This is a genomic window from Paenibacillus sp. J22TS3 (genome assembly GCF_018403205.1).
GTDB lineage: Bacteria > Bacillota > Bacilli > Paenibacillales > Paenibacillaceae > Fontibacillus > Fontibacillus tuaregi.
In genome coordinates this window covers 1-20,553 of record NZ_BOSF01000006.1, presented here as the reverse complement: position 1 = coordinate 20,553, position 20,553 = coordinate 1, and the positions used below count along the sequence as shown (strand labels likewise).

Sequence of the window (20,553 nt, the reverse complement as noted above, 5' to 3'; positions counted from 1 at the left end):
TCCCTTCCCAAGGCTATTCCGGAATCAGCACATACGTATGGCCGTATTTAGGCCCATCCGTGAAGAACAGCCGGACATGATCCTGCTTGCCAACCTCAATGACCGGAAGCACATTTCTTCCTGCAGCAAAAGGGGTGACAAACGGGTACACGGTACCGTCCTCCCGGTCCGCCGGATACCCTCCCTGCTTCTTCACATAACAGAGTACATCCTTGGCCACCGGGACCTCGGCGGTCACCGTGATTTGTACGGTTTTATATTTGCTGAACAGACCGTTCTTCTCGCGGACCGAGTAATAAATCTTCGCCTTGCCGGTGCTGGCCACCGTCCGGTTGGCACCGTCATGTTGCCTGGCGAGCAGGGTATCCCCCTGCTCAGACCAGCTGGCATACACGGTATACACAAGCTGACCGATCTCTTGAATCCGGTCGTGATAGCCGTTATTGGCCTTGTACTCATCCCGGGTATACAGCCGCAGCTCCCCGGCAGGAGGCACGGAAGCCTGGTAATCCGCTCCCCCGCTTCCCGCCGGAGACTTGTGGATATACACCGCCTGGATTCCCTCCGGCCAACGCCAGCGCAGTGTACACCGGTCATCATCAACCCGGTGGGTCAGCTCGCCGATCACCGGGAACGGGACCGGGGCAGATGGCTCATCCTGATCGATAAACCGCATCGTTCTTCTCCTCCTGTGGCTCGTGCTTGAGTATGGCGGTTTGCACCGTCATGTGCATCAGTGGAAACAAGCAGGCTTGCTTGGGTTTGATATATAAAGACACGCAAGGCTTGCTTGGGCTTAATCTTTGGCCTACTTCTGGTCTGCTTTTGGCCTAATATAGAGCCTGCTGCGCGCCCTAATAAGACTTGCTCAAGCCCCTCTCCCAAAACCCTCCGTCAGAACCCTCTGCTGGAGCTGTCCTTCCGTCTGCCTCCGAATCCGTCCGCATTTCCAGCCTGCCCTGGCCGAACACGACCTCCAGAAGCCTTAAAATGCTCCTTAACCGGAATAATCCAGGCAAACAAGGTAATCACTCCGGCAAGAACCAGATCAGCCCAGAGGCGGCAGAGCATGTCAGCGGACCCGTGCCCGCTTAGGCCAAATTCCAGAATCAGGCCGGCCAGCAGACCCGAGACCACCCCGCCGATGCCAAAGCTGCGGGCGAGATAACGGTTATCGAAGATCAGGCCGAGCGCCAGCCCAAGGGCTGCCCCAATAACAACAAGAGCCACGATTCGCAGAATCATATAATACGTGCTGTCTGCGGCAGGTCCGGTCCGCTCGGTCACCAGGGTCCGCTCACCGAGCGTATCTTTGTCATAGATTTGGCGGAACACATACTTAAGATCTCCGGCCTTAGCCACATCGCTATAGGTTCCTCCGGTCTCTGTCGCAATTTCCTTGAGCAGATTTGAACCCGCGGAATCAACCAGGTTCAGACCGACCGTATTCACTTTAATCTGCTTGCTTTTGTAATCCGCTAGGGCTGTCTGCAGATCAATATTACTAACTCCATCCGACAACAGGATCACCATCGTGTTCTGATCCGGCGTACCTTCTGCCGTAATGTGCTTCATCGCGTCTCCTAACGCAAGGCCGATGTCTGTCCCCCCATCCGTGGCTTGGATGCCATCAATCGCTGTCTTCACTTCATCCTTGGCCGACCGGGAGCTTAAGCTGACAAACGGCTGCACCAGGGAGGCTTTATCATCGAATGTGAACACAGCAACCCTTTTGTCCCCATCCATCTCATCCACCAGCTTTTTGGCGGCATCATACCGGTCATTATTCGGGTCATTCTGTTTCATGCTGCCTGAGCTGTCCATAATCATGACAATATCCTTAACCTGCTTGACGCCCCCGCCGTTCAGCTCATAGACAAATTCCAACGCAAGCCCGGCCACAAGCAGGATGCCTAAGGTTGCCGGGACCAGCAGCTTCCAGGAAGCATCCACATAACGCTGCCGCCAGGACATGCCGTTCAAGCGCGGTTTAATCATTTCCGCCACAAGACAGAACAGCCCTACACACAGAGCCATAATTCCAAAATAAAGGCCGATCACAACGATATTCGGCCATCGTCCACTCAAATCACCCAGCAGCCATTCCCCAATGGCGAAACCTACAGCGCCCCCGATCAGACTGAACAGTGTGAGGAGCAGATTGAATTTTCGCTGCATTGTAACCACGCACCCTTTCTATTTATTATTTCCGTGGATACCTATGGCAAATTGTTATGTCACCACAGAGCGTCCAAGCAGCTATCTTAGCTCCGGCAGGTCCTTCGGATCTATCCCGTGGAACCTGTATCCGTTCTGCAGATAAGTCTCGTAGTAGATTTTGCCGTTGCGGTAGAACATGAGGTCTTCCAGATGAAAACCACCCATCAGGCACAGCTTCTCTACCCCGCTGGTGCGGTTCTCATGGACCATACCCAACTTGTAGATCCGCGACGATTCATCCGCATCCATCGCATACTTCATAAATTCACTCCCGGCATCCCCGAAGAAATACTTCTCCTCATACCGGTGCTCATGCGTGTAGTCGAACAATCTGACATTAATGACGGCGTGTTCCTCCAGTGTGCGGTAGAGCTTCTTGAACAGTTCATCCTTGGAGAGCACCTGCTTATTGTCATACTCCACCGCCACATTCGCACGCCGAAGCAGTTCCTCCTCGAACGTCTGCGCGAACGGTCCACTTGTAAGAATATCTCTGCGGCATACCAGAATCATCCGATCCACCAGGCTGTGAACCCCGCCTTCCATAAGTGCCGCAGGGCTCCCCATATACCGGTCGTCGAACCAGATGTCCGCTCCCCGCCGGGCTTCAAGCTCCGCCATAACCTCCTCGGTCACCCGCTCGTAGTACTCCATCAGGTTCTGCCCGATATAGTCATCGGCCAGCCGGATGCTCTGCACAGCGCTCCCGCGCAGCGTGTCTTCGAGCTCCTCCAGCTGCCGCGTCTGCATTCTAAAGCCAGCATGAAGGCGGTCCAGCTCTGCCTCAAGGCGGCGGGCCAGCTTCAGCTGGGTATCCAACAGCAGGATATCCACCTTCAAGGTATATACCACGCTGATAAAATGCCGGATAAAGCTGCGCACATTGTGCTTATCCATCATCGGCATACGAGGAAAAGATTGATCCTGGACCAGGCCCTGATAGGTCTGATCCAGCTCAGCCTTCGCCGATTCAAGCTGGCCGGCCAGCTCACGAATCCGTGAGCGGTAGACCTCCCGCAGGCTGCCCGGCCCCCCGGCGTCGTCCGTCCACTCCGCAAGGTGGAATAATCCCACCTGCGGGTGGAGATTCCGGCTGCGGCGCACTGTGGCCTCAAGCTCCTCATCCAGCCGGAGCCCGGCCAGTGCGCTGTCGACCTCCCGCTGATAGTTATCGCGGAAGAACAGCTCGCCGCCGCCACCGAACAACGCGGCTTCCGCTTCGCGAAGCGTCATTGTCCGCAGCGCAGCGAAGCTGACCCCTTGGGTCATGATGCCGTTCATATCGGCAAGCCGCGACTCGTCAGGGACGATCCGCCGCGCCTGCCCGGCCAAGGTGTCTGCATCCAGGCCGAAGAAAGCCAGCTTCTCCGTGTTCTTCCACTCCAAGGGGCCGTTCATCCGCCGGATGAGCTGCCTGTAGAAGTGGTAGAGCACAGTCAGGGCAATGGACTCATTCGGCCGCTTCACCTTGGCAAAACCGGCCGAGACATAGCCCTGCCGGCCGGATTCGGTCATGATGTTATTTTTGAAGGAGGTGTTGTTGTATGCTGCGCCAGACACGGACTCATACTGCGAATCCTTCCGCTGCCGGTTCTTCAGCAGGCTGATCTGGCAGATGATCTCATCGTTGTCCCGCATGCCCCCTGGCGGGGTTACTCCCCGCTCATTCTTGTCTGACAAAATATAGACCAGATCAAACAAAGGAGACGCCGGATGACTCACCGGGATGGAAAGACCGTCCTCGGTCATTAAGAGCGGGGCCGTAAAGGTATAATCGGTCTGCTGCATCAGCTCAAGCTCCCGTAGGAAAGCAATGCCCGCAGCCCCGGTATATCCAAAGGCCTCGGCATCCTCCCGCTCGCTGACCAGTGTGAACAGGTCGGTCTGGACCGACTTGAAGGACTGGCCGAAGATCGTATTCGCCAGTATAGTTACCTCCGGCACGAACACGTTCAGAGGATCTCCTGCCTGTGTGATCACAGATAGATGAATCCGGTCGAAAGAAGAGTACAATCTGCCGTAATCTGCAATCCGCTGGCTGACCCGCCGCAGGGCCCGGTTAAGCTCCAGAAGCGGCTGCGGCTCCCGGTAGAAGGCGCGGTACAAGTCGGGACGCCAGGTTTTGGGCCCGGCTTCTTCAGGCACCGCATACCTGGGCTCCGGCACCCGGTAGCGGACTACGCGCGGATGCTCCTGTGCGGGCGGGAAAGGCCTTCCCTCTCCATAAGAAGGGGAAAAGGCGGCCGTTACCCCTGCCGCCGATCCCTCCTGTGAAGTCAGATGAAAGTACATCACCCCTGCACTGTTATCCCATTTCTTATCATGAATCCGAATGACCGGATCAATCGCCTCCGCGATTCTATCCCCGATGAACAGGTAGACCGCGGGATAATGAATGCTGCTCGGATCATCCTGCTTGCGGCTTAAGCCTTCCTCCGCCGCAGCGTAATCGGCTGCATACTGCTCTAATAGTTGTCTCATAAGCTATTTCAACCTTCTGCGGATATCGTTCAGCTTCGTTGTCATCTGCTTGTAGAACTGGTAAGCTTCCTCCCCATTGGCAAGCTCCACCCGCTCGTACTCCAGCTGGTCTCTAGCTTCCAGGAAAGCCTCATACAGCTCTTCCAGCTTCGACAGGAGCGGAGTGATGTCCTCGGAAGCGGTCATCTCCGCATCGCGGCGATCCGCTTTGCGCATCAGGGTGCTGCGGCTCTTCTCGTCTAGAGCGCGGAAGCTGCCATACACTTCAAACTCCGCGAAGTTCCGGCTCTTCATCAGATTCGCAAACGGTTCCCAGGCTTCCTCCTCCGGATCACGGTCGTATACGTAGAGCGCACCCTTCTTCGTAATCGTTCCGGTGTACAACGCCTCAATGAACTGATCCAGCCATTTTTCCTCATCCTGATGTTGTCCAAGCAGAGCCTCCAGGGAAGCAGCCTGCTCCTGAATCACCCGGTACTTCTCCAGCTCTTCACGGACACGGGCTAGCAGTTCAGGGGAACGGATCAGGTTCTCCTTGGCCATATCTTCATTAATGCTGCCGAAAATATCCTTGCTGCCTTCCCGCTCTAATCCTTGGGAGAGCAGCCTTCTAAGCTCAGAAAGAGCGCGCTTGACCTCTCCCAGATTCGGTTTGTTTGAAGACACCTGCATATCATAAGGCCGGAGCGTTTCGGCCAGGTTAAACGGCCGGGTCAAGACAACCTCATACCGGTTGCTTGTATTCTGGTCGATGTTCTTCTCGGTAATTACCTTCAGCTCAATGGCCTTGTCGAACTCGGCACGCACCCGGGCATTGTAAGCCTGAACACGGGCATTCGAGTATACATCGCCCCACGACTTCTCAGGAATCGGGGAAGGCAGATACGTCCAGTTGTTCTTGTCCGTCTGCACCAGGTGGCGCCCAATGCCTTCCTTATCCAAAATTGTGCGCTCATAACTCTCTTCATACACCTTCAGCGGGGTATAGACGAAGAGCGGTACCCCGTTCTTCGTATTCAGCCAGAAAATCCGGTTCTTCACTTCACTTTCTTTGACCGTAAAGTGAGACTTGCCCACCGCGTTGTTCTGATAGTTCTTGATCCCCTTGAGGATGCTTGGCGCCTGAACCGGCACCGACACAAAGCCCCAGGACGGGAAGTACAGATTGCCTGAGCTGTTGCTTAAATGGAATACCGGAACAGCCTCATCATCCAGCTTGCTGGCGATGTTGCGTTCTACGAATTTCTCGATCGACTCATCCTTGCCATATTTCATCAGAAGGAAGTCCTCCATCGACTGGGTGATCAGATCACCGAACTTGTCGGTAAGGAATTCGGAGATGGAGCTGACAATGTCAATCTCCTGCTCCTTGATCCACTGGTTGGAATGATCCAGCAGCTCCTGAGCGAAGTCGCGGATCAGATCATCCACATCCTTGGAATCCATCAAGTTGCCAACCACTTTGGAAATGTCAGGCACACTGACAATATTCCAGTAGTACGTTTTGTTCCCTTTGTGATCCTCCTGCTCTTCTCCATTGAGGAGGATGTCCCCGTTTTTGGCAAAAATCGAGTTCAGCGCGTTCAAAATTTCCGTAAATACGTTGTAAATCCGGTTATTTTCCTTGTTCAACAGGTCATACAGGTCCTCGTAAAATTCAATCATCTGCTCTGTGCGTTCCACATCGGCATGCAGCCAGTACTCATTAATCTTCGCTTCAATATAAGCGTTCTTCTTCTTGTCCTTGGACACGAAGGCGCTCTTGGCATCGCCCAGCTTCTCTTCCGACTGCTCCCTTGCCGCCTCAATGTCCCGCGGGATGCGCGTCAGGTTCTCCCGCAGCGTCTCAATATAGGACAGCAGCATCTTCAGCAGACTGAAGCCCTTCTCCGTATAGATCAGACGGGAGACATAGAACGGTCCCTGCTCTGGATGAAGGAACAGGCGGCGGATCTGATCCGAGAACTGTGAGACTATTTCGCCCGGAAGCTGCTTTTTCGCCTTGATGTACTCTTCGCGGGCGCGGGCCAGGAAGTTCTGCTCCAGCTCCGTATCCATATTCACAACCTGCTGCTTCACCACGTTGGTATAGCTGAGGCGCTCGGAGTTCTGATAGCCCGGAAGCGGCTCGGGAACGCGGGACTCGAATGTTTTGACCATCGTATCGAGGTCAATACCGAGCTTGCGTGCGAACTTCTCCACATCGTCCTGATTCGGCGCTTTGTGGAACATTTTCTCCATTTTGCCGAACAGGCGGAAAGCCAGATAAGTGGTCATTTCCTCAATCGGCAGCACCGCTGAGGAGGCCCCGATAATGTTGTACTCATAGTTCGCCGGGTATACCTTGTTCATCTGGGCGATATTCGTACGGATGTTGCTGATATAGTCATGAATGGCAAATTCCTCGCCAGACTGCTTCTCCTCGCTCGCCATAAAGTTCGTTATATTCTCTGCCGTGACGTTCATGCAGTAATCATAAGCGTTCTCCAGCAGCTTGCCTTCGGTATTGGTCGCCGAAATCAAATGACACAGGTTGAACGGCGGAAGCGGGGAATTAACGGTCAAAATGTTTCCATACTGCTGGCGGAACCGCTCGCCCCGGCTGTCCACGTTCATCCAGTAGTCAAGCTCTTTGAGGGCAGCGTAACCGTTCTTTTTGATATATTCACGGGTATGTTCACTTAGCGCCTTGCTGGCAAGGTTGATGTCCGGTGTGAAAAGATACCCCAATGTATTCACGCGGTCGATGCCGGCTGAGCCATGGTCTCTCTCGATAATCCCCCGTACAATATACGCAATATCCAGGAACGTACCGCTGCCTGTACCGCCGGAAAGTCCGGTGAGCAGGAACACCATCAGCTTCTTGTTAGTACCTACGGAGAGCGTCTTGATCTTCTTGTCGATCGCCTGAACGACCTGGTTGATCTTGGTGAACAGCAGCAGTCTCCCTGCTTGACGCACCCCAGCAGCTCCATTCATGCCATCGGTAATACTCAGCTCGGGCGACAGCCATTCCGTAATGTAAGGTTCCAAAATGCTGCGGTTCTGCAGCAGGCCGCCGATTTCAGCGTTCGACAGAAGCACGAACTCATTGATTGGATCGAGGCCGATGCCTTTGTAGCGTTTGCCCCGGTCCTGCTCGTTCGTCTCAAAAGCCAGAAATTCCACATTGTTCGGCTTCTCTTGACGCTTCTTGGAGATCGGGTCCTCAGGCAGCTTGAATCTGCGGTTAATCTGGTATTTCAGACGCAGCAGGGCGTCGATCCCGGTACCGCCAAGGCCGATGATCAGAATCGGATTGTCGATGGTGTCTACACGAATCTTCTCACTGACGATACCTCCGCCGAGCGAAACGTCCAGCTGCTGAATATGTTCTCTTACTATCGGTTTCATAAGTTGACCCCCTAAAGTGGCCGGAGCAAACAAATCATCTCTTTCTGTTTGCTCCGAATAATTGAATTCATTAGTTCGATTTATGGTGAGTGCGATATAGGCACGTGTTGATGAGTAAATTACGTTTCTAGTGAAAACAGGTTGCAAGCGGCCACCCTTCGTTGGTTCAGAGGCCGCTCCGCGGATGGATCATTCTTAAGCCTGCCTAATGATCTCATTGCGAATGCTCAGCCTTATACGTTCCGAGGGCTGTGCGATGAGCATCCATCTTCGGTTCGAAGGCCGCTCCGCGGATGGATCATTCTTACGATCGCTGTTGTCAGCAGATTTCTTTGATTGTCCACTTAGAGTGGAAATCCGCTGACAAAGGCGACCGCTGGCGCTTCTTCAGAACGATTCCATCCTCTCCGCTGGGCTAGTGCGATATTGTTACATGCTCAGGGGGGAAATCTCCGTCGCATGCGGGGCTTCCCTAGGAGTTACGGGTGCTCTGGCTGTAATCCATCCACTAGCCTCGTTACCCCTGTCAGGGGCTACCGTCGCCAAGAATCTCACGGATTGTTGGCCTTGTCGCCTACGGCAGGAGCCATCATCAACAAGAATCATCCACAAGAACACTCCCTTTGCTAACCCCAGCGATTTCGTTACCAAATTCCAAGACACAGCTCCCGACCACTCATGAGTCTAGACAGTAGCTGTGCTACCCGAACCTAAAACGGACTAAAGGTAGAGCCAAGAAACTTTAATTAAAGTAACAATAAGTACACTTCTTAGTGTGCAGGAGAGATAAATTCATGCCACAACCATCTTTCAAAAATGGCAAGTCAGGCCAAGCAAATTGCCCGTTTTTACAGAAACTCTACCTTCCAAAAAGATGTTCAAAGTTTTGATCCCATAGTTATAACGATCAAAACGCCACTTTTGATACATTTACCCCAAACAAACCGCTTGTTAAATTTGGGAAGCTGCCTTCCGTGCTTGAGCCCAGCGGAGCAGCCGGAATCGTTCTGGAGAAGCGCAGCGTTCGCCTTTGTCTTCTGATTTCATCCTCTACTATCTAATCAAGGAAATCAGAAGACAACAGCGATCGGAAGAACGATCCGGCAGCGCAGCGGCCTCCAGAGCACCCAGGCAGGCATCCCAATTTACCAAACCTTACACCAGATATTCCAGCAGGATCGTCTGATCCACCCCGATCAGCGGGATTGTGAGGCGGTCGCCGCTCTTCAGCTCAAGCCCCTTGCTGGCATCGACGGCGCGGCCGGATTTCTCAATTGTATTCGGGCTGAGGTTCTTCAGCACGATCCGGTCGTTTTTGCCTGGCGTGAAGATGATCTTCTCCGTCTCCCGAAGCTCAGGAGCCAGCTGCAGCAGCTGATGAAGGTTGAACTTGCCTTTGAAGGCGGCCAGCTTCTTGTACTGCGGATAAGTCTTCTCCCCGGTATTCTCATCCCGGATCTCGATGACCATCTGGCCGACGAAGCCCTGGTTCGCCCGCTGCCACATGCGGAGCAGGAAGTAGGCCGCCGCCAGAAGGACTGCAAGACCCACAGCACCAAGGATCACATACAAGGTAGGAAAAGGTTTCTTGTCCTTATCCCCCGGGCTTGCCGTTGTTCCACTGCCCGCCGCTGCACTCTTGGTATTGATCTTGACAGCTGGGGTCTCGCGGTAGAAGCTCTTTTCTTCGGCGCGTACTTTAATCTCATAATTATGCTTATCCGGGATCTCGAAGGTGCCGCTGAAACGGTCCCCCGTATTACCCAGCTTGAGCTCCGAGGTCTGGCCGGTATCCAGGTCCTTCACGACCAGAACCGCATTCATATCCTTATACAAGCTGTTGTTCTGAACTTTATTCCCGGCACTGACCAGGTATGAATTAATATCAATCTTGTCGCCCTTGCTGTAGGTCTTGGATGAAACCGGGTCCATCGTCAGCTCCATGTCATAGTTGAAAACAAGGTTTATATCAATCTTGTCCTTGGCCACCCCTTTAACCTTCAGCTTCCAGTCACCTTGATCCGGTTTAAGAAGCTTGATCAGAGAGTAGGTTCTGGACTTCGATACCATAACGTTGCTTGACGGGATAGCCACTTCTTTGCCCGAAGGGTCATACAGCTTAGCTTCGACTGGCTTGGAGGACATAATCGATATATTCGCCTCAAGCACATTCGCATTCGGCACGTTTACCGTGACATCCTGATAGCTGCCGTTCGCCGTAATTGACTGAATAGGAACGATCTTCAGCTTCAGGTGGCTGGCAAAAATCTCACTCAGAATCTGCGGCAGATCATCCGCGGTATCGGTCACAAAGGACTTGCCCCCGGTCTTCTGAGCAATCGCTCCAAGGCTGGCTTTGTTCAGCTTGCCGTCCGCGTTAAGTCCAATCGTATAGACCGGAACTCCGTCTTTCTTCGCCTCATCGAGCGCCTGATTCAGCTCTTTGTCCGACTGTTCCTGGGTTCTGCCGGAGGTTTTATTGAAATCGTTATTGCCGTCGGCAAGAAGGACGATCATCGGCTCGTGGGACGGGTCCGCCCCGTCCTGAAGCACCTTGACCGCCTCCTTCACCCCCACCGCAATATCGGTGTAGGCCCCACGGTCCAGCCCGTCAATGAAATGCTTCAGGTCCTCCTTGTCTCCCGGGGACTTGATCTCAAGCAGCGCCTTCTCGCGCTGAATGCGGTCGGTGTAGGCGACCACGCCTACTTTGTCCCCTTTTGCGGAGAGCATATCTATGAACATTTTCATGGCTTCATTGCTGATTTTGTTGCGGTCGCTCTTGTTCATCGAGTTGCTGTCATCCACAACCAGTACGGCATCGATATGTGAGGATTGCTGGGCTGCTTCCACCACTGGAAGCCCGCTTGCCAAAGGAACGAGCAGGGACAGGGCAAGCAGCAGCGCTAAAGTTAGTTTTTTCTTTGGAACCATACGGGTACTCCTTCGCTTGAAATCGGAATAATACTACTCTATGGAACAGGTCTTAAGATATTATTAAGAAGATATTAAGATAGCGTTAAAATGACGGAAACCTATTATAATACGACATAACACTTACTATTTCTACCATTACTATGCCTTTATGATATAATTAAACACCGCAAAGTTCAAACCATTATGTCTCTTCGTGCGGCTTTTCGCCGGGGATCTGAACTTATTTGAAGTAGGAAGAGAAGCCTTTTATAATGACGGGAAACACCTCTTATCCATAGAAAGGATTCGGTAATATGATTGCATACGGATGTTTGGGAATTTTGTTTCTTTTTGTAGTGATCCGGATAATCCTCTACTATACTCACCGCAAGCGTCCCTTTCCTCGCGAGGAAATTGACCGTCAGGTGCTGGCCCTCATTAACGACAGGCAGGAGCGCTCATGATGAAGAAAATTCCTGTCCAGATCACTCCGCTCAAGCGCACCAGATATGCCTTTCAACGGCTGAGGGTATGCCGGAGCTGTCATAATTTCACGGTTCTCTGGGAAAAAGAGTGCATGCACTGCGGCAAATCAGCCTTCATCCCTGTAGAACATATGGCGGTTCGCCTCACCAAGCGCTCAATGCAGACGGAGCGGCTGGTCGCCCTGTTCCTGACCCTGGCTGGCGTGCTGTTCAGCTCGACCTTCCAGGAAATTGCAATCTGTCTTGGGGGCGGGCTGGCCCTAACCGTGCTGCTCTGGATCGTACAGCGGCAGATGGTGCAGACGGAATCCCCACGCAAGCTCTCCAAATGGTTCAATCAGGAGCAGGACCGGCTGATTCAGGGGCTCCGGCTTAATATCGAAGCAGCTGTCGGTATCCGTCCAGACAATGAGCGGCTTGCTTACGAGATGCTTCGGGAGATCGGGACGCTGGTTGACAGTGACCGCAACCGCCTTCAGCAGCTCTCTCTGCTGCGCTCATTCATCCTAAGACGGGATATGGACCTGCAGCTTGAATCGCTGCTGCTGTTCCACTTTGACGAAGGGCTTGCGGAGTACATCGGCGAAATTGCCAAGATCAAGCCTGAGCTGATTAAGGAACGGACGCTGCTGTATGTGCTGGACCATGAAGCGGAGTTCCTGAGCATGCCTGGCGGCAAGGAGATCCTGGCTGCCACAGTAGGCGCCATTGTCCGGATGAAGCGGTATGTGACGCTGTATCCAGAGTTCATCCGCAGGTATGCACGGCTGCTGCCCAAAGACCGTTTTCTGCGCCTGTTCCGGATCGTTACAACAGATCCGCACCTGCAGTTCAGCAATCTGGCTGTGGAGGTTGCCGAGATTTATAACAGCAAGTACCAATGGGACCCTGATTTTCAAAATACAGATAAGAAACTTGGACATAACGTATGAGACTATTTCTACTGACGATCAAAAATGCGCTAACCCTGCGTAATCTGATGATTTCATTGTGCAGTGTGATGCTGGCGCTAATTGCGGTTAAGGGCTACTATATCAATCGGAAAATGGCCTGGATTGCGGAAGCTGATCGCTACTACAAGAGCAAGAACCTGGTGGCTGCCGAGGAGTGGTACCAGAAAGCCGCAAATAACCGCTGGATTGAATACAAGGAAGGTGAAATCCGTACCCGGCTGGCCGAATTGGCGCCGATCACAGAAATCAAGTCAAGACTGGCCTCTCTGGATGGAGCGGCTGTCTCGGCTGATCCTGATTCCGATGAGGATTACACAAGAGTCATCCAGGCTTATTCGGACCTGTCTGTCCTGCGTAATAAGTATATGAAGACAGGGAGCCAATATAGTCGTTATTACAAGCAAATCTCGCTTTCCTATCAAGTCACAGACCATTTTGCGGCTAAGCTCAAGGAGTTCGAGCAGCGCTTCACCCGGCAGATGGACAACAATTTGGAGCAGCGATCCTATGCCAATGAGTCGTTCCGCGAGCTGCTGGTGCAGCTGCCAGCCGGATACTACGGCAGCGAGGCCAAACGGACGGCCAGCCTGTCCGCCAAGTTCAAGAAATATGACAGCCGGAAGCTGTCCCAGCTCTCCGGGCAGGGCATGTTCACCAATATGTTAAGTGAAGCCCTCTCCCTTCACAGCCGGTATCAGCAGCTGAATTTAAAAGCTCCTTGGATTAAGAAAACCGCAGAGCTGCTGGCGGATCAAATGCTGCGGGCCGATCTGAAGACCGGGAACTATACAGCGTTTGCTCAGCATGGACGGGACTTCGTGAATTTCGTGGAGTCCGCGAAGGTGAAGTCGCCGCTGACCGGCTATATCTCTACGCAGTACAGCCGTCTGATCAAAAAGGCAAAGGCGATGGTCGCGCGGGGGGAGTTCCAAGAGGCAATCGCTATTTATGAGGCGGTGTCCACATACAAGAACACCTCGGAGGAGATCTCCGCAGCCAAGCTGGCCTGGACCAAGGCGGAGCCCCTCCGGCTCCTGCAGGCGGCGGACAGCAGCCGGAACTATGCTAATGTGATTGGCGGAAGCGGTAATTACGGGGCACAGGTGTACGCGGCTGGATCAGACGAGACGGGCCGGATCTACTATGCAGCCATGGATGCCTCGGGCCAGACCCGGATGGTATCCAGCAGTGAGCTTGTGCAGGGCAGAAAGATCAAAGGCCTTTCCTTCGAAAAACAGCTGAGCACCAGCACCATGCCGGTAATTCTGGTAGAAGGCGAATCCTCAACACGCCTGGCCTACTACACAGCCTTCGGTGTGGAAGGGGGCCAGAGAATCAGCAGGCTGTTTGAGTTCGAAGCAGATGGATACCAGGTCATGAAGGACGGGACCTTGCTGGTGAACAACCCGGAAGGAAATGGAGCGGGGGGAACCGCGGTGTATGCCTGGACGGGCAGCGCCTACCAGTACCGGGAACCTGTGAAACCGGAATCTGAATATCAAGATATACGGATCGAAGATCTGCTTCAGCACCCCGGTGAAAAAGTGAAGTTCACATGCAGCATTGTCAGCATTACGGACAACGGTCCGCTAGCTGTACTCGGAGACAGCTATGTCCTGCTGAAATCAAACAGTCTGATGAGTGTCGGAGACACTACTGTATCAGGAACCCTGGCCGCCCAGAATGAGGATGTCACCTTGGGTGGGCAGACGCTCTCGCTGCCGGTGTTTGAGGTGGCTGCGGTGGAGTAAGAATACGCCGGAACTATAATTAAGATTAAAAAAGCCCTCATAGACGGATGTGAGTCCGTGTATGAGGGCTTACTTACTTGCTTGGCCCATAACCTGAAATGTCCTTGCGACTTTTCAAACAATTAGGCTGCAAAACAGTCCCGCCCTGTCTATACTAAGTTGAACTTAAAAATTATCAATAGGCAGGAGTGTGAAATGATTCTGGAGATGGGACATTCTATTGGTCAGCTTTAATTTTCTCCGGTGTATCCACCCACACCGTTTTCTCCTGGAATGGGGTGCGCTTGCCTGTAAGATCAGATACGTCCGGCTCGCCGAGATAAATGAAGCCAAGGACTTTATCCTGCGGACGAAGCCCGAAGTGCTCGTTCATCTTCGTATGATAGCACGGGTCCCCGGTTCTCCAGACAGCGCCAAGGCCCAAGCTGTGAATCTCCAGCAGCATGTTCTGGATCGCGGCGAAGACGGCCCCGTATTCCTCAATCTCAACTACGCCTTTCTTGTCACTTGGCGTCACGGCCACGGTGATGATCACCGGCGAGCGAAACGGTCTGCTCTGAGCGGTCTCCACCGCCTTGTGGGCTTCCTCCGAGTTCGGGTCCTCATATTTCTCAAGCGCAATGTCCGCCATGGCGTTCCCGATAAGCTGCCGCCCTTCCCCTCTATGTACGAAGAATTTCCACGGCTCGGTCAATCTGTGGTTGGGTGCCCACGTACCCGCCTCAAGAATACGCTCAATCGTTTCTACGGGGATGTCGTCCTGTTTAACTTTCCCGATACTTCTTCTATTTCTAATCGCTTCAGATACATTCATGCTTGTTAACCTCCCATCAAATTTAAAATCCCTAAGGTCATCCATGAACCCTTCCTTAACTTCATACGTATAAGGGTAGAGGATTTATTCCGCATACTATCTTATTGTAGCAAAAAGTTCCACCCGTTTCATACCAGAGCAAGCCGCATCTATTTTTTATTCTATATAGAAGGGAACTCGTCCACTCCATGAACAAATGGCTAAAGACCATTCTTTTTCTTCTTGGTTCGGCATTCCTCACCCGTCTTATTCCGTTCTCTTCCTGGTTCAGAACAGTGGACACCATGGTGCATGAGCTGGGGCATGCCATTGTCACCCTCCTGGTATCCGGCCGAGTGATGCGGATTGAGCTCAATGCGGATCACAGCGGTGTTACGTATTCCCTGCTGTCCACCGGCTGGAGCTCCATTCTGGTCTCGCTGGCAGGCTACACCTTAGCCGCCCTGTTCGCCCTGCTGCTCTTCCTCGGTTATCAGCGGAGAAGGCAGGCGGCCGGGCTAATCGGCCTCATGGGAATCGCCCTGCTGATGATGGTGTTTTTTGTGCATAGGGGATTCGGTGTCTGGTGGCTTGGTTTATTTCTCTTGATCAGTGGGATCATCTATTTCCTGGGTCCGGCTGTTCGAAATTTCTATTACCTGCTGCTGGCTTTCCTGTGTCTGGAGGAGTCTGTTATGGGGCCCCTCACACTGGTTCTTGCTGCGATCCGCAGTCCCGGAGAGGCAGGCGACGCCGCCAATCTGGCACGAATGACCCCGCTGCCCGCCGTGCTTTGGGCTATTCTGTTCCTGATATTCTCCCTGTGGTGCGCCAGCATGTCGCTCCGGCTGTTCTGGAGCAGGCGTCCGGCCCAGCAAGGAACGGGCAGTTCTACAGCATACGAAAGAGCATGAAGAGAAGTCTCTTTATGCTCTTTTTACGTTTTACACAGAACAAATGTTATACATACATTCCGTTAATAAAACAACACTAGAATAAACGTAAATACGTCGAAAATAGTCGATGAAACAGGAATGGAAGGAGTCTTTTACATATGTCATCGAAAAAATGGTTCGCTGCTGCTCTAGCCGCCCTTTCGGTCGGAAGCTTTCCCCTGCTCTCCTCGGGAGCTCATGCCGCAGAATTAGAGTATACGGTGAACGGCCAAAGCACAAAAGTAAGCGTCTATGAGGATTGGGACAACATCAGTGGAGCCCTTTCCCTGACCGCCAAGCCCAAACTGACTGGCAAATATACACTGAATCAGCCAGACCTCGCCAAGGGCATCAAGTTTGGCATCGGCTCCTCCCTTGCCCATCTTCCGGGGGACCCGGTTAATGTGTTCTACACAACCGCCGACCGCGGTCCTAACGGAGAGGTGGACGTCAAAGGCACAACGCGCCGGACGTTCCCGCTGCCTAATTACACACCAACCATCTACAAAATCCAGCTGGACCAAGATCAAATCAAGGTGCTCGAGACCATCCCACTCAAAATCAACGGTAAAGACCCGGTCACAGGCACAAGCCAAATTACCGGGCTGCCTAACCTGAAGTCACGGGATGAAGTGCCTTATGATCAGGCCGCTGAGAACGTTATCACTTATGATCCTTACGGTCTGGATGTGGAGGGCCTCGCCTACAATCCCAAGGATGATACGTTCTGGATCTCGGATGAATACGGTCCATACCTTGTCCAAGTGAAGCGCGATGGTACTCTCGTGCAGCGTCTCGCTCCCAAAGGAATCAGCGCTGAGCTGAACACACCGGAGCTTCCACTGAAGGACGTGCTGCCAGCTTCCTACCTGAACCGCCGCCAGAACCGCGGAGCTGAAGCCGTAGGGGTTACACCGGACGGCAAGTGGCTGTACATGGCTATGCAGAGCCCGCTCCGCCTTCCCGATAAGAGTGTGGACAATTCGCGCACCCTGCGGATTCTAAAGCTGGACCTGGCCACACTCCAGCCTGTGGCGGAATACGCTTATATTGCAGACGATGCGAAGCAGTTCAAGGATCTGAAGCAGGGAGATATCGTCATCTCCGACCTGAACGTGATCAACGAGAATACCCTGCTGATTGACGAGCGGGACAAGAACGCAGGCGACAAGTCCCAGCTGAAGAAAATTTATCAGATCGATCTGTCCAAAGCGACCAATATCCTGGGGCAGTATGACGATACAAGCAAAGCAGGCAAAACACTGGAACAGCTCACACCTGCCGAGCTGATCAAAGCTGGCGTTACTCCGGTTAGCAAGAAGACGATTCTGAATGCGGTAGACTTCAAATATCCGAACGAGAAAATTGAAGGGATCTCCCTTGTCGGCGGCAACAAGCTGGTCATTGTTAATGACAATGACTTTGGTGTGGACAAGCCGGACTCCAAGGAGAATGGAACCGACCTGTGGATCTTTGAGCTTCCTTACACGCTGAAGTAAAATAGCTCGGATCACCTTACTAACAACCAGACTTACTAAAAAGGGGCCTGCCCTCCTCATCCGTTCAAGAGGGCAGGCCCATTCTCTGTTCGATGCGGGGAGGTTGGATGAGGAAACCCGAGGGACTCTTTAGCACACGCCGCTCAGAAGGCTGCTCCCTCTCCCTATTCAAAAGCGATCAAATCTCACGAGGATACTTCATTCCCAATTCAATGCAAAGACCCTTCAGCACCACGGTTAGGCGGATGCTGAAGGGTCTTTCCTGTATGAGCTTTCCTGTATGGCTCTCCTGTATGTGCATTACTGTATGAGCTTTACCAATCGTTACCGAAGAAGCGAACATTCCTGGATTGGCTGTATGTGCATTACTGTATGAACTTTACTCTATGTGCATTACTAAATGCCATCAGAGTGTATAAGCATATGCCGCGGTCTGTCTTCTCCTTACCATGCCTGGTGGCAGTCCGCGGCACTCTTTTTTCCGGTGTTCAATGGCCCGTTTCCTGGTGTTCTGACTGCTCATTGCTCTAGGCTCTAGGGTTTCAAGTTCTAGGGATTTCAAGCCCTCGGGTCCAAGCTCTAATGCTCGGCTCCTTCTGCCCGTATTTTGGCACCTCAGTCGTATGTCCATTTCCGGTCAACCGTGTTACGGTCTCGCAGCAACCTGTGCTCCCACTTCCGCCAGCAAGTCAGAGGTAAGCACATGAAGTGCCTTTAGATCCAGAGCATCATTGTAGATAGAGGTAATACGGTCGCGGTAGTCCTTAACCGTCTCCAGAAGAGCGATCGCTTCCTTCATGGAGCGGGTGTAGCGGTCTTTGATCGCCGCGATTTCATCCGCGTACTTCTCATCCGTTCCCTCCGCAATCGCAAGCTTATAGACGTCGAGGATCGTATCGCCTTGCCGGGATGGAAAGTGCTCATGAGGGGCGGTACTGTCGAATATGGCCAGGCTGAGCTGAGGGAAGATCAGCATATCCAGGCTGTTCGGGTCGAAGCCGCAGTGGTAGATTTCCGTGTCGATGCCCCGGTTTTTAGCCTCAGCGGCGATTTTTTTGAAGAGTGTCGATTTGCCTGAGCCTGGGCGTCCTTTTACAAAGATCCGGCTGTTCAGATCCTGGGTCAAATTCAGGACAAAATCCATCGCTCCCTGCCAGGTAGCTGCTCCGAGGAAACGGTGAATTTCTCTGCCGCTGCCTGCGGCTCCTTCTGCCGAAGCCAGATGCTGCTGGACAAAATCCTCCGCCAACTGATCCGCTTTAGCCCGGTCCAGGTGATCAATATAAAATTTCTCCCACTCATCATGAATCCGGAGCGTCCGGTTAAAGGTATCATACGCTTCCTCGTAAGTCAGAGCGATCTGCTTATCCAGTTCGGCCACTTCCTCCGCGAATGGCTCTAGAGCTTCGGCATCCAGCAGCTTCTCCATGTCAATATAGCGGATTTCAGCTCCTTCAAGCACCGCGTCCGCGCTCCAGGCATTGCCGTCTACTACGCCAATCCGCTGCTCCTCCAGAATGATCCCTTCGAGCAGCCTGCTGTCCAACGGCTGGTGAATATAGTGCAGGGTCAGATTTCTGCTGCTCCAGGCCGCAGCCAGTTCTTGAAGCACCCGTGCATTTCCCGCCCCGGTGCGGCCGCCAAGTACATAGATCGTCTGGAGGCCCTCCAGCACCGATTCAAACAACGTATATAATCCAGCAGCTGTATTGCCGCGCGCAAAATAATGCTTTTCCTTGTCCGCCATGTAGACCAACACACTCCTTTTCGTATAAAAAGAAAATGCTTACACTATAGGCTATGCGCGGCAGCCAGTCTGTGTGTATGCCTATTTTGGAGCGTCATAAAAATTTATAATTTGCAATCACAAACTTGCCCCCTGCCTCACTTCTCTAAGAACAAAAAACACCCCTCAAAGCCAAGGGCTTCTTTGGAGCACAGCTACTGTTAAGTTTAAATTGGGAATCTCCCTAACAGCCAGGAAACCTATTAAATTTCACTCTTCAGTGCAAAAATCTATGGCTTTTTACTGATTTTGTACTCCTGCAAAATATTACAGATTCTAACCAGGATATTCAGCCCCTTATCCGTATCGGTGGGTTCATTGGGCAGACCGAGTCCCCAAGTCTTATATTCACCTTGTTCCGTACGGACAAATCCGGATGCATATGTGTCGTCACCCTTAATCTGATCTAAGGCAAGTCCGTCTACATAGAACGCTGCTGTTGAAATTTCTTCAGCTCCAATGAAGAAAACAGGGTATTTTATATGTTTCAAAAACTCTTTATTCATAGGCTGTGCTGCCTCATCGAAATACTCCTTGGAAATGATGAGACCATCAAACGTTCTGCTGTTCTTTTGATTCAGGTCGTTAAATCCAACGTTCACATAGCTTACACGTGGTATGGCCGGATATTTGCTGTTACCTAAGACTGCTACCGTCAAAGCGATAGTAGGTCCGCTGGGGGTAGAATGTTCCAGATTGGGTTCTTTGTTATGGGTGCAGCTCACCAGGGCAAAAGAGAATAATAATAAGAACAAACAGAAAGTTTTATACATAGAGATATTCCTCCTGTATTCGGAGACCCTTTTCGATGTAGTACATACAAAACCTGTCTTAGACTACTATAAAAAGAACAAGGATTAGAACAGATAGAATTACAAAAGGTCTCTTGGCTTGCCTTTTCTGTGCTACCCAGGTTCCATAAGAAGAGACAACAGCGATGCTTGAGAAAAACAAAAGAAATAATACTCCCTCTTGTGAAAATAAAAAGGAGAGATTCTCAGTCTTAAAGAACCCCGCAATCAAAGGTACAATATAAACGGGGATGATTCCAACCAACACAAAAGCTAAAGTTTGCAGCCAAAAATAGTACTTGTTTATTGAACGTAATATGATTACACATATAAGGTAAAGGAATATACCTACTGTGAAGAATGCAGGGGCAGTCCAGATCATTAATCGCCCCATATCTCTCGTAGTTTCACAATATTGGATCGTGGATCGTCTACACTTAGTTGGACAGAAAAAATAAGGGCTTGTAGAATAAACCTATCATGCTAAGGAGCGGATCTCTACAATGCCAAAACAACAACGACGAACCTTCACCTCTGAATTTAAAAAGAA

12 protein-coding genes are annotated in these 20,553 nt (G+C 52.1%); 4 read left to right on the top strand and 8 right to left on the bottom strand.

Annotation, left to right across the window (positions count from 1 at the left end; all coding sequences use genetic code 11):
• Positions 1-13: 13 nt before the first annotated feature.
• From KJS63_RS18455 to KJS63_RS18435, 5 genes are all read right to left on the bottom strand, one after another.
• The gene (locus KJS63_RS18455) at positions 14-676 is read right to left on the bottom strand and encodes a beta-mannanase (protein WP_213620486.1); all 663 of its coding nucleotides are present in this window, start codon (positions 674-676) and stop codon (positions 14-16) included.
• Positions 677-894: 218 nt separating this feature from the next.
• Positions 895-2,178, bottom strand: coding sequence for a vWA domain-containing protein (locus KJS63_RS18450; RefSeq protein ID WP_213620485.1), 1,284 nt, complete (start codon positions 2,176-2,178; stop codon positions 895-897).
• Positions 2,179-2,259: 81 nt separating this feature from the next.
• Positions 2,260-4,701 (bottom strand): transcription initiation factor TFIID, encoded by a 2,442-nt coding sequence (locus KJS63_RS18445; RefSeq protein WP_213620484.1) that lies wholly within the window; start codon positions 4,699-4,701, stop codon positions 2,260-2,262.
• Positions 4,702-4,704: 3 nt separating this feature from the next.
• Positions 4,705-8,094 carry a tubulin-like doman-containing protein gene (locus tag KJS63_RS18440; RefSeq protein ID WP_213620483.1) on the bottom strand — a complete coding sequence of 1,130 codons (3,390 nt, stop codon included), beginning with the start codon at positions 8,092-8,094 and terminating at the stop codon, positions 4,705-4,707.
• Between the two features lie 1,155 nt (positions 8,095-9,249).
• Positions 9,250-11,028, bottom strand: coding sequence for a vWA domain-containing protein (locus KJS63_RS18435; RefSeq protein WP_213620482.1), 1,779 nt, complete (start codon positions 11,026-11,028; stop codon positions 9,250-9,252).
• A gap of 442 nt (positions 11,029-11,470) precedes the next feature.
• Here KJS63_RS18435 and KJS63_RS18430 point away from each other — a divergent pair, with 442 nt between their 5' ends.
• Both KJS63_RS18430 and KJS63_RS18425 read left to right on the top strand, forming a co-directional pair.
• A complete protein-coding gene (locus KJS63_RS18430) occupies positions 11,471-12,427 on the top strand; it encodes a hypothetical protein (RefSeq protein WP_213620481.1) in 957 nt (318 codons plus the stop codon).
• Positions 12,424-14,199 carry a hypothetical protein gene (locus KJS63_RS18425; RefSeq protein WP_213620480.1) on the top strand — a complete coding sequence of 592 codons (1,776 nt, stop codon included), beginning with the start codon at positions 12,424-12,426 and terminating at the stop codon, positions 14,197-14,199. Before KJS63_RS18430 ends, KJS63_RS18425 begins: the two co-directional genes overlap by 4 nt.
• A 217-nt stretch (positions 14,200-14,416) precedes the next feature.
• On the opposite strand, the gene KJS63_RS18420 is transcribed toward KJS63_RS18425, so the two are convergent.
• Positions 14,417-15,013, bottom strand: a complete 597-nt coding sequence (locus tag KJS63_RS18420) for a nitroreductase family protein (RefSeq protein ID WP_213620479.1) — start codon at positions 15,011-15,013, stop codon at positions 14,417-14,419.
• 188 nt (positions 15,014-15,201) lie between these two features.
• On the opposite strand from KJS63_RS18420, the gene KJS63_RS18415 reads away from it, so the two are divergent.
• On the top strand, positions 15,202-15,906 hold the full coding sequence (locus KJS63_RS18415; RefSeq protein WP_213620478.1) for a M50 family metallopeptidase: 705 nt from the start codon (positions 15,202-15,204) through the stop codon (positions 15,904-15,906).
• 140 nt (positions 15,907-16,046) lie between these two features.
• The gene (locus KJS63_RS18410; protein WP_213620477.1) at positions 16,047-17,426 is read left to right on the top strand and encodes an esterase-like activity of phytase family protein; all 1,380 of its coding nucleotides are present in this window, start codon (positions 16,047-16,049) and stop codon (positions 17,424-17,426) included.
• Between the two features lie 646 nt (positions 17,427-18,072).
• On the opposite strand, the gene KJS63_RS18405 is transcribed toward KJS63_RS18410, so the two are convergent.
• Positions 18,073-19,173 carry a hypothetical protein gene (locus tag KJS63_RS18405; protein WP_213620476.1) on the bottom strand — a complete coding sequence of 367 codons (1,101 nt, stop codon included), beginning with the start codon at positions 19,171-19,173 and terminating at the stop codon, positions 18,073-18,075.
• A gap of 269 nt (positions 19,174-19,442) precedes the next feature.
• Complete coding sequence (locus KJS63_RS18400; RefSeq protein ID WP_213620475.1) at positions 19,443-19,985, bottom strand: hypothetical protein; 543 nt, start codon at positions 19,983-19,985, stop codon at positions 19,443-19,445.
• Positions 19,986-20,553: the final 568 nt, after the last annotated feature.

Bases quoted from the DNA above. Each gene is read 5' to 3' on its own strand.
- KJS63_RS18420 (WP_213620479.1), bottom strand. From the start codon at position 15,013: ATGAATGTATCTGAAGCGATTAGAAATAGAAGAAGTATCGGGAAAGTT.
- KJS63_RS18410 (WP_213620477.1), top strand. From the start codon at position 16,047: ATGTCATCGAAAAAATGGTTCGCTGCTGCTCTAGCCGCCCTTTCGGTC.
- KJS63_RS18440 (WP_213620483.1), bottom strand. From the start codon at position 8,094: ATGAAACCGATAGTAAGAGAACATATTCAGCAGCTGGACGTTTCGCTC.
- KJS63_RS18415 (WP_213620478.1), top strand. From the start codon at position 15,202: ATGAACAAATGGCTAAAGACCATTCTTTTTCTTCTTGGTTCGGCATTC.
- KJS63_RS18450 (WP_213620485.1), bottom strand. From the start codon at position 2,178: ATGCAGCGAAAATTCAATCTGCTCCTCACACTGTTCAGTCTGATCGGG.
- KJS63_RS18455 (WP_213620486.1), bottom strand. From the start codon at position 676: ATGCGGTTTATCGATCAGGATGAGCCATCTGCCCCGGTCCCGTTCCCG.
- KJS63_RS18405 (WP_213620476.1), bottom strand. From the start codon at position 19,173: ATGGCGGACAAGGAAAAGCATTATTTTGCGCGCGGCAATACAGCTGCT.
- KJS63_RS18445 (WP_213620484.1), bottom strand. From the start codon at position 4,701: ATGAGACAACTATTAGAGCAGTATGCAGCCGATTACGCTGCGGCGGAG.
- KJS63_RS18400 (WP_213620475.1), bottom strand. From the start codon at position 19,985: ATGTATAAAACTTTCTGTTTGTTCTTATTATTATTCTCTTTTGCCCTG.
- KJS63_RS18430 (WP_213620481.1), top strand. From the start codon at position 11,471: ATGATGAAGAAAATTCCTGTCCAGATCACTCCGCTCAAGCGCACCAGA.
- KJS63_RS18425 (WP_213620480.1), top strand. From the start codon at position 12,424: ATGAGACTATTTCTACTGACGATCAAAAATGCGCTAACCCTGCGTAAT.
- KJS63_RS18435 (WP_213620482.1), bottom strand. From the start codon at position 11,028: ATGGTTCCAAAGAAAAAACTAACTTTAGCGCTGCTGCTTGCCCTGTCC.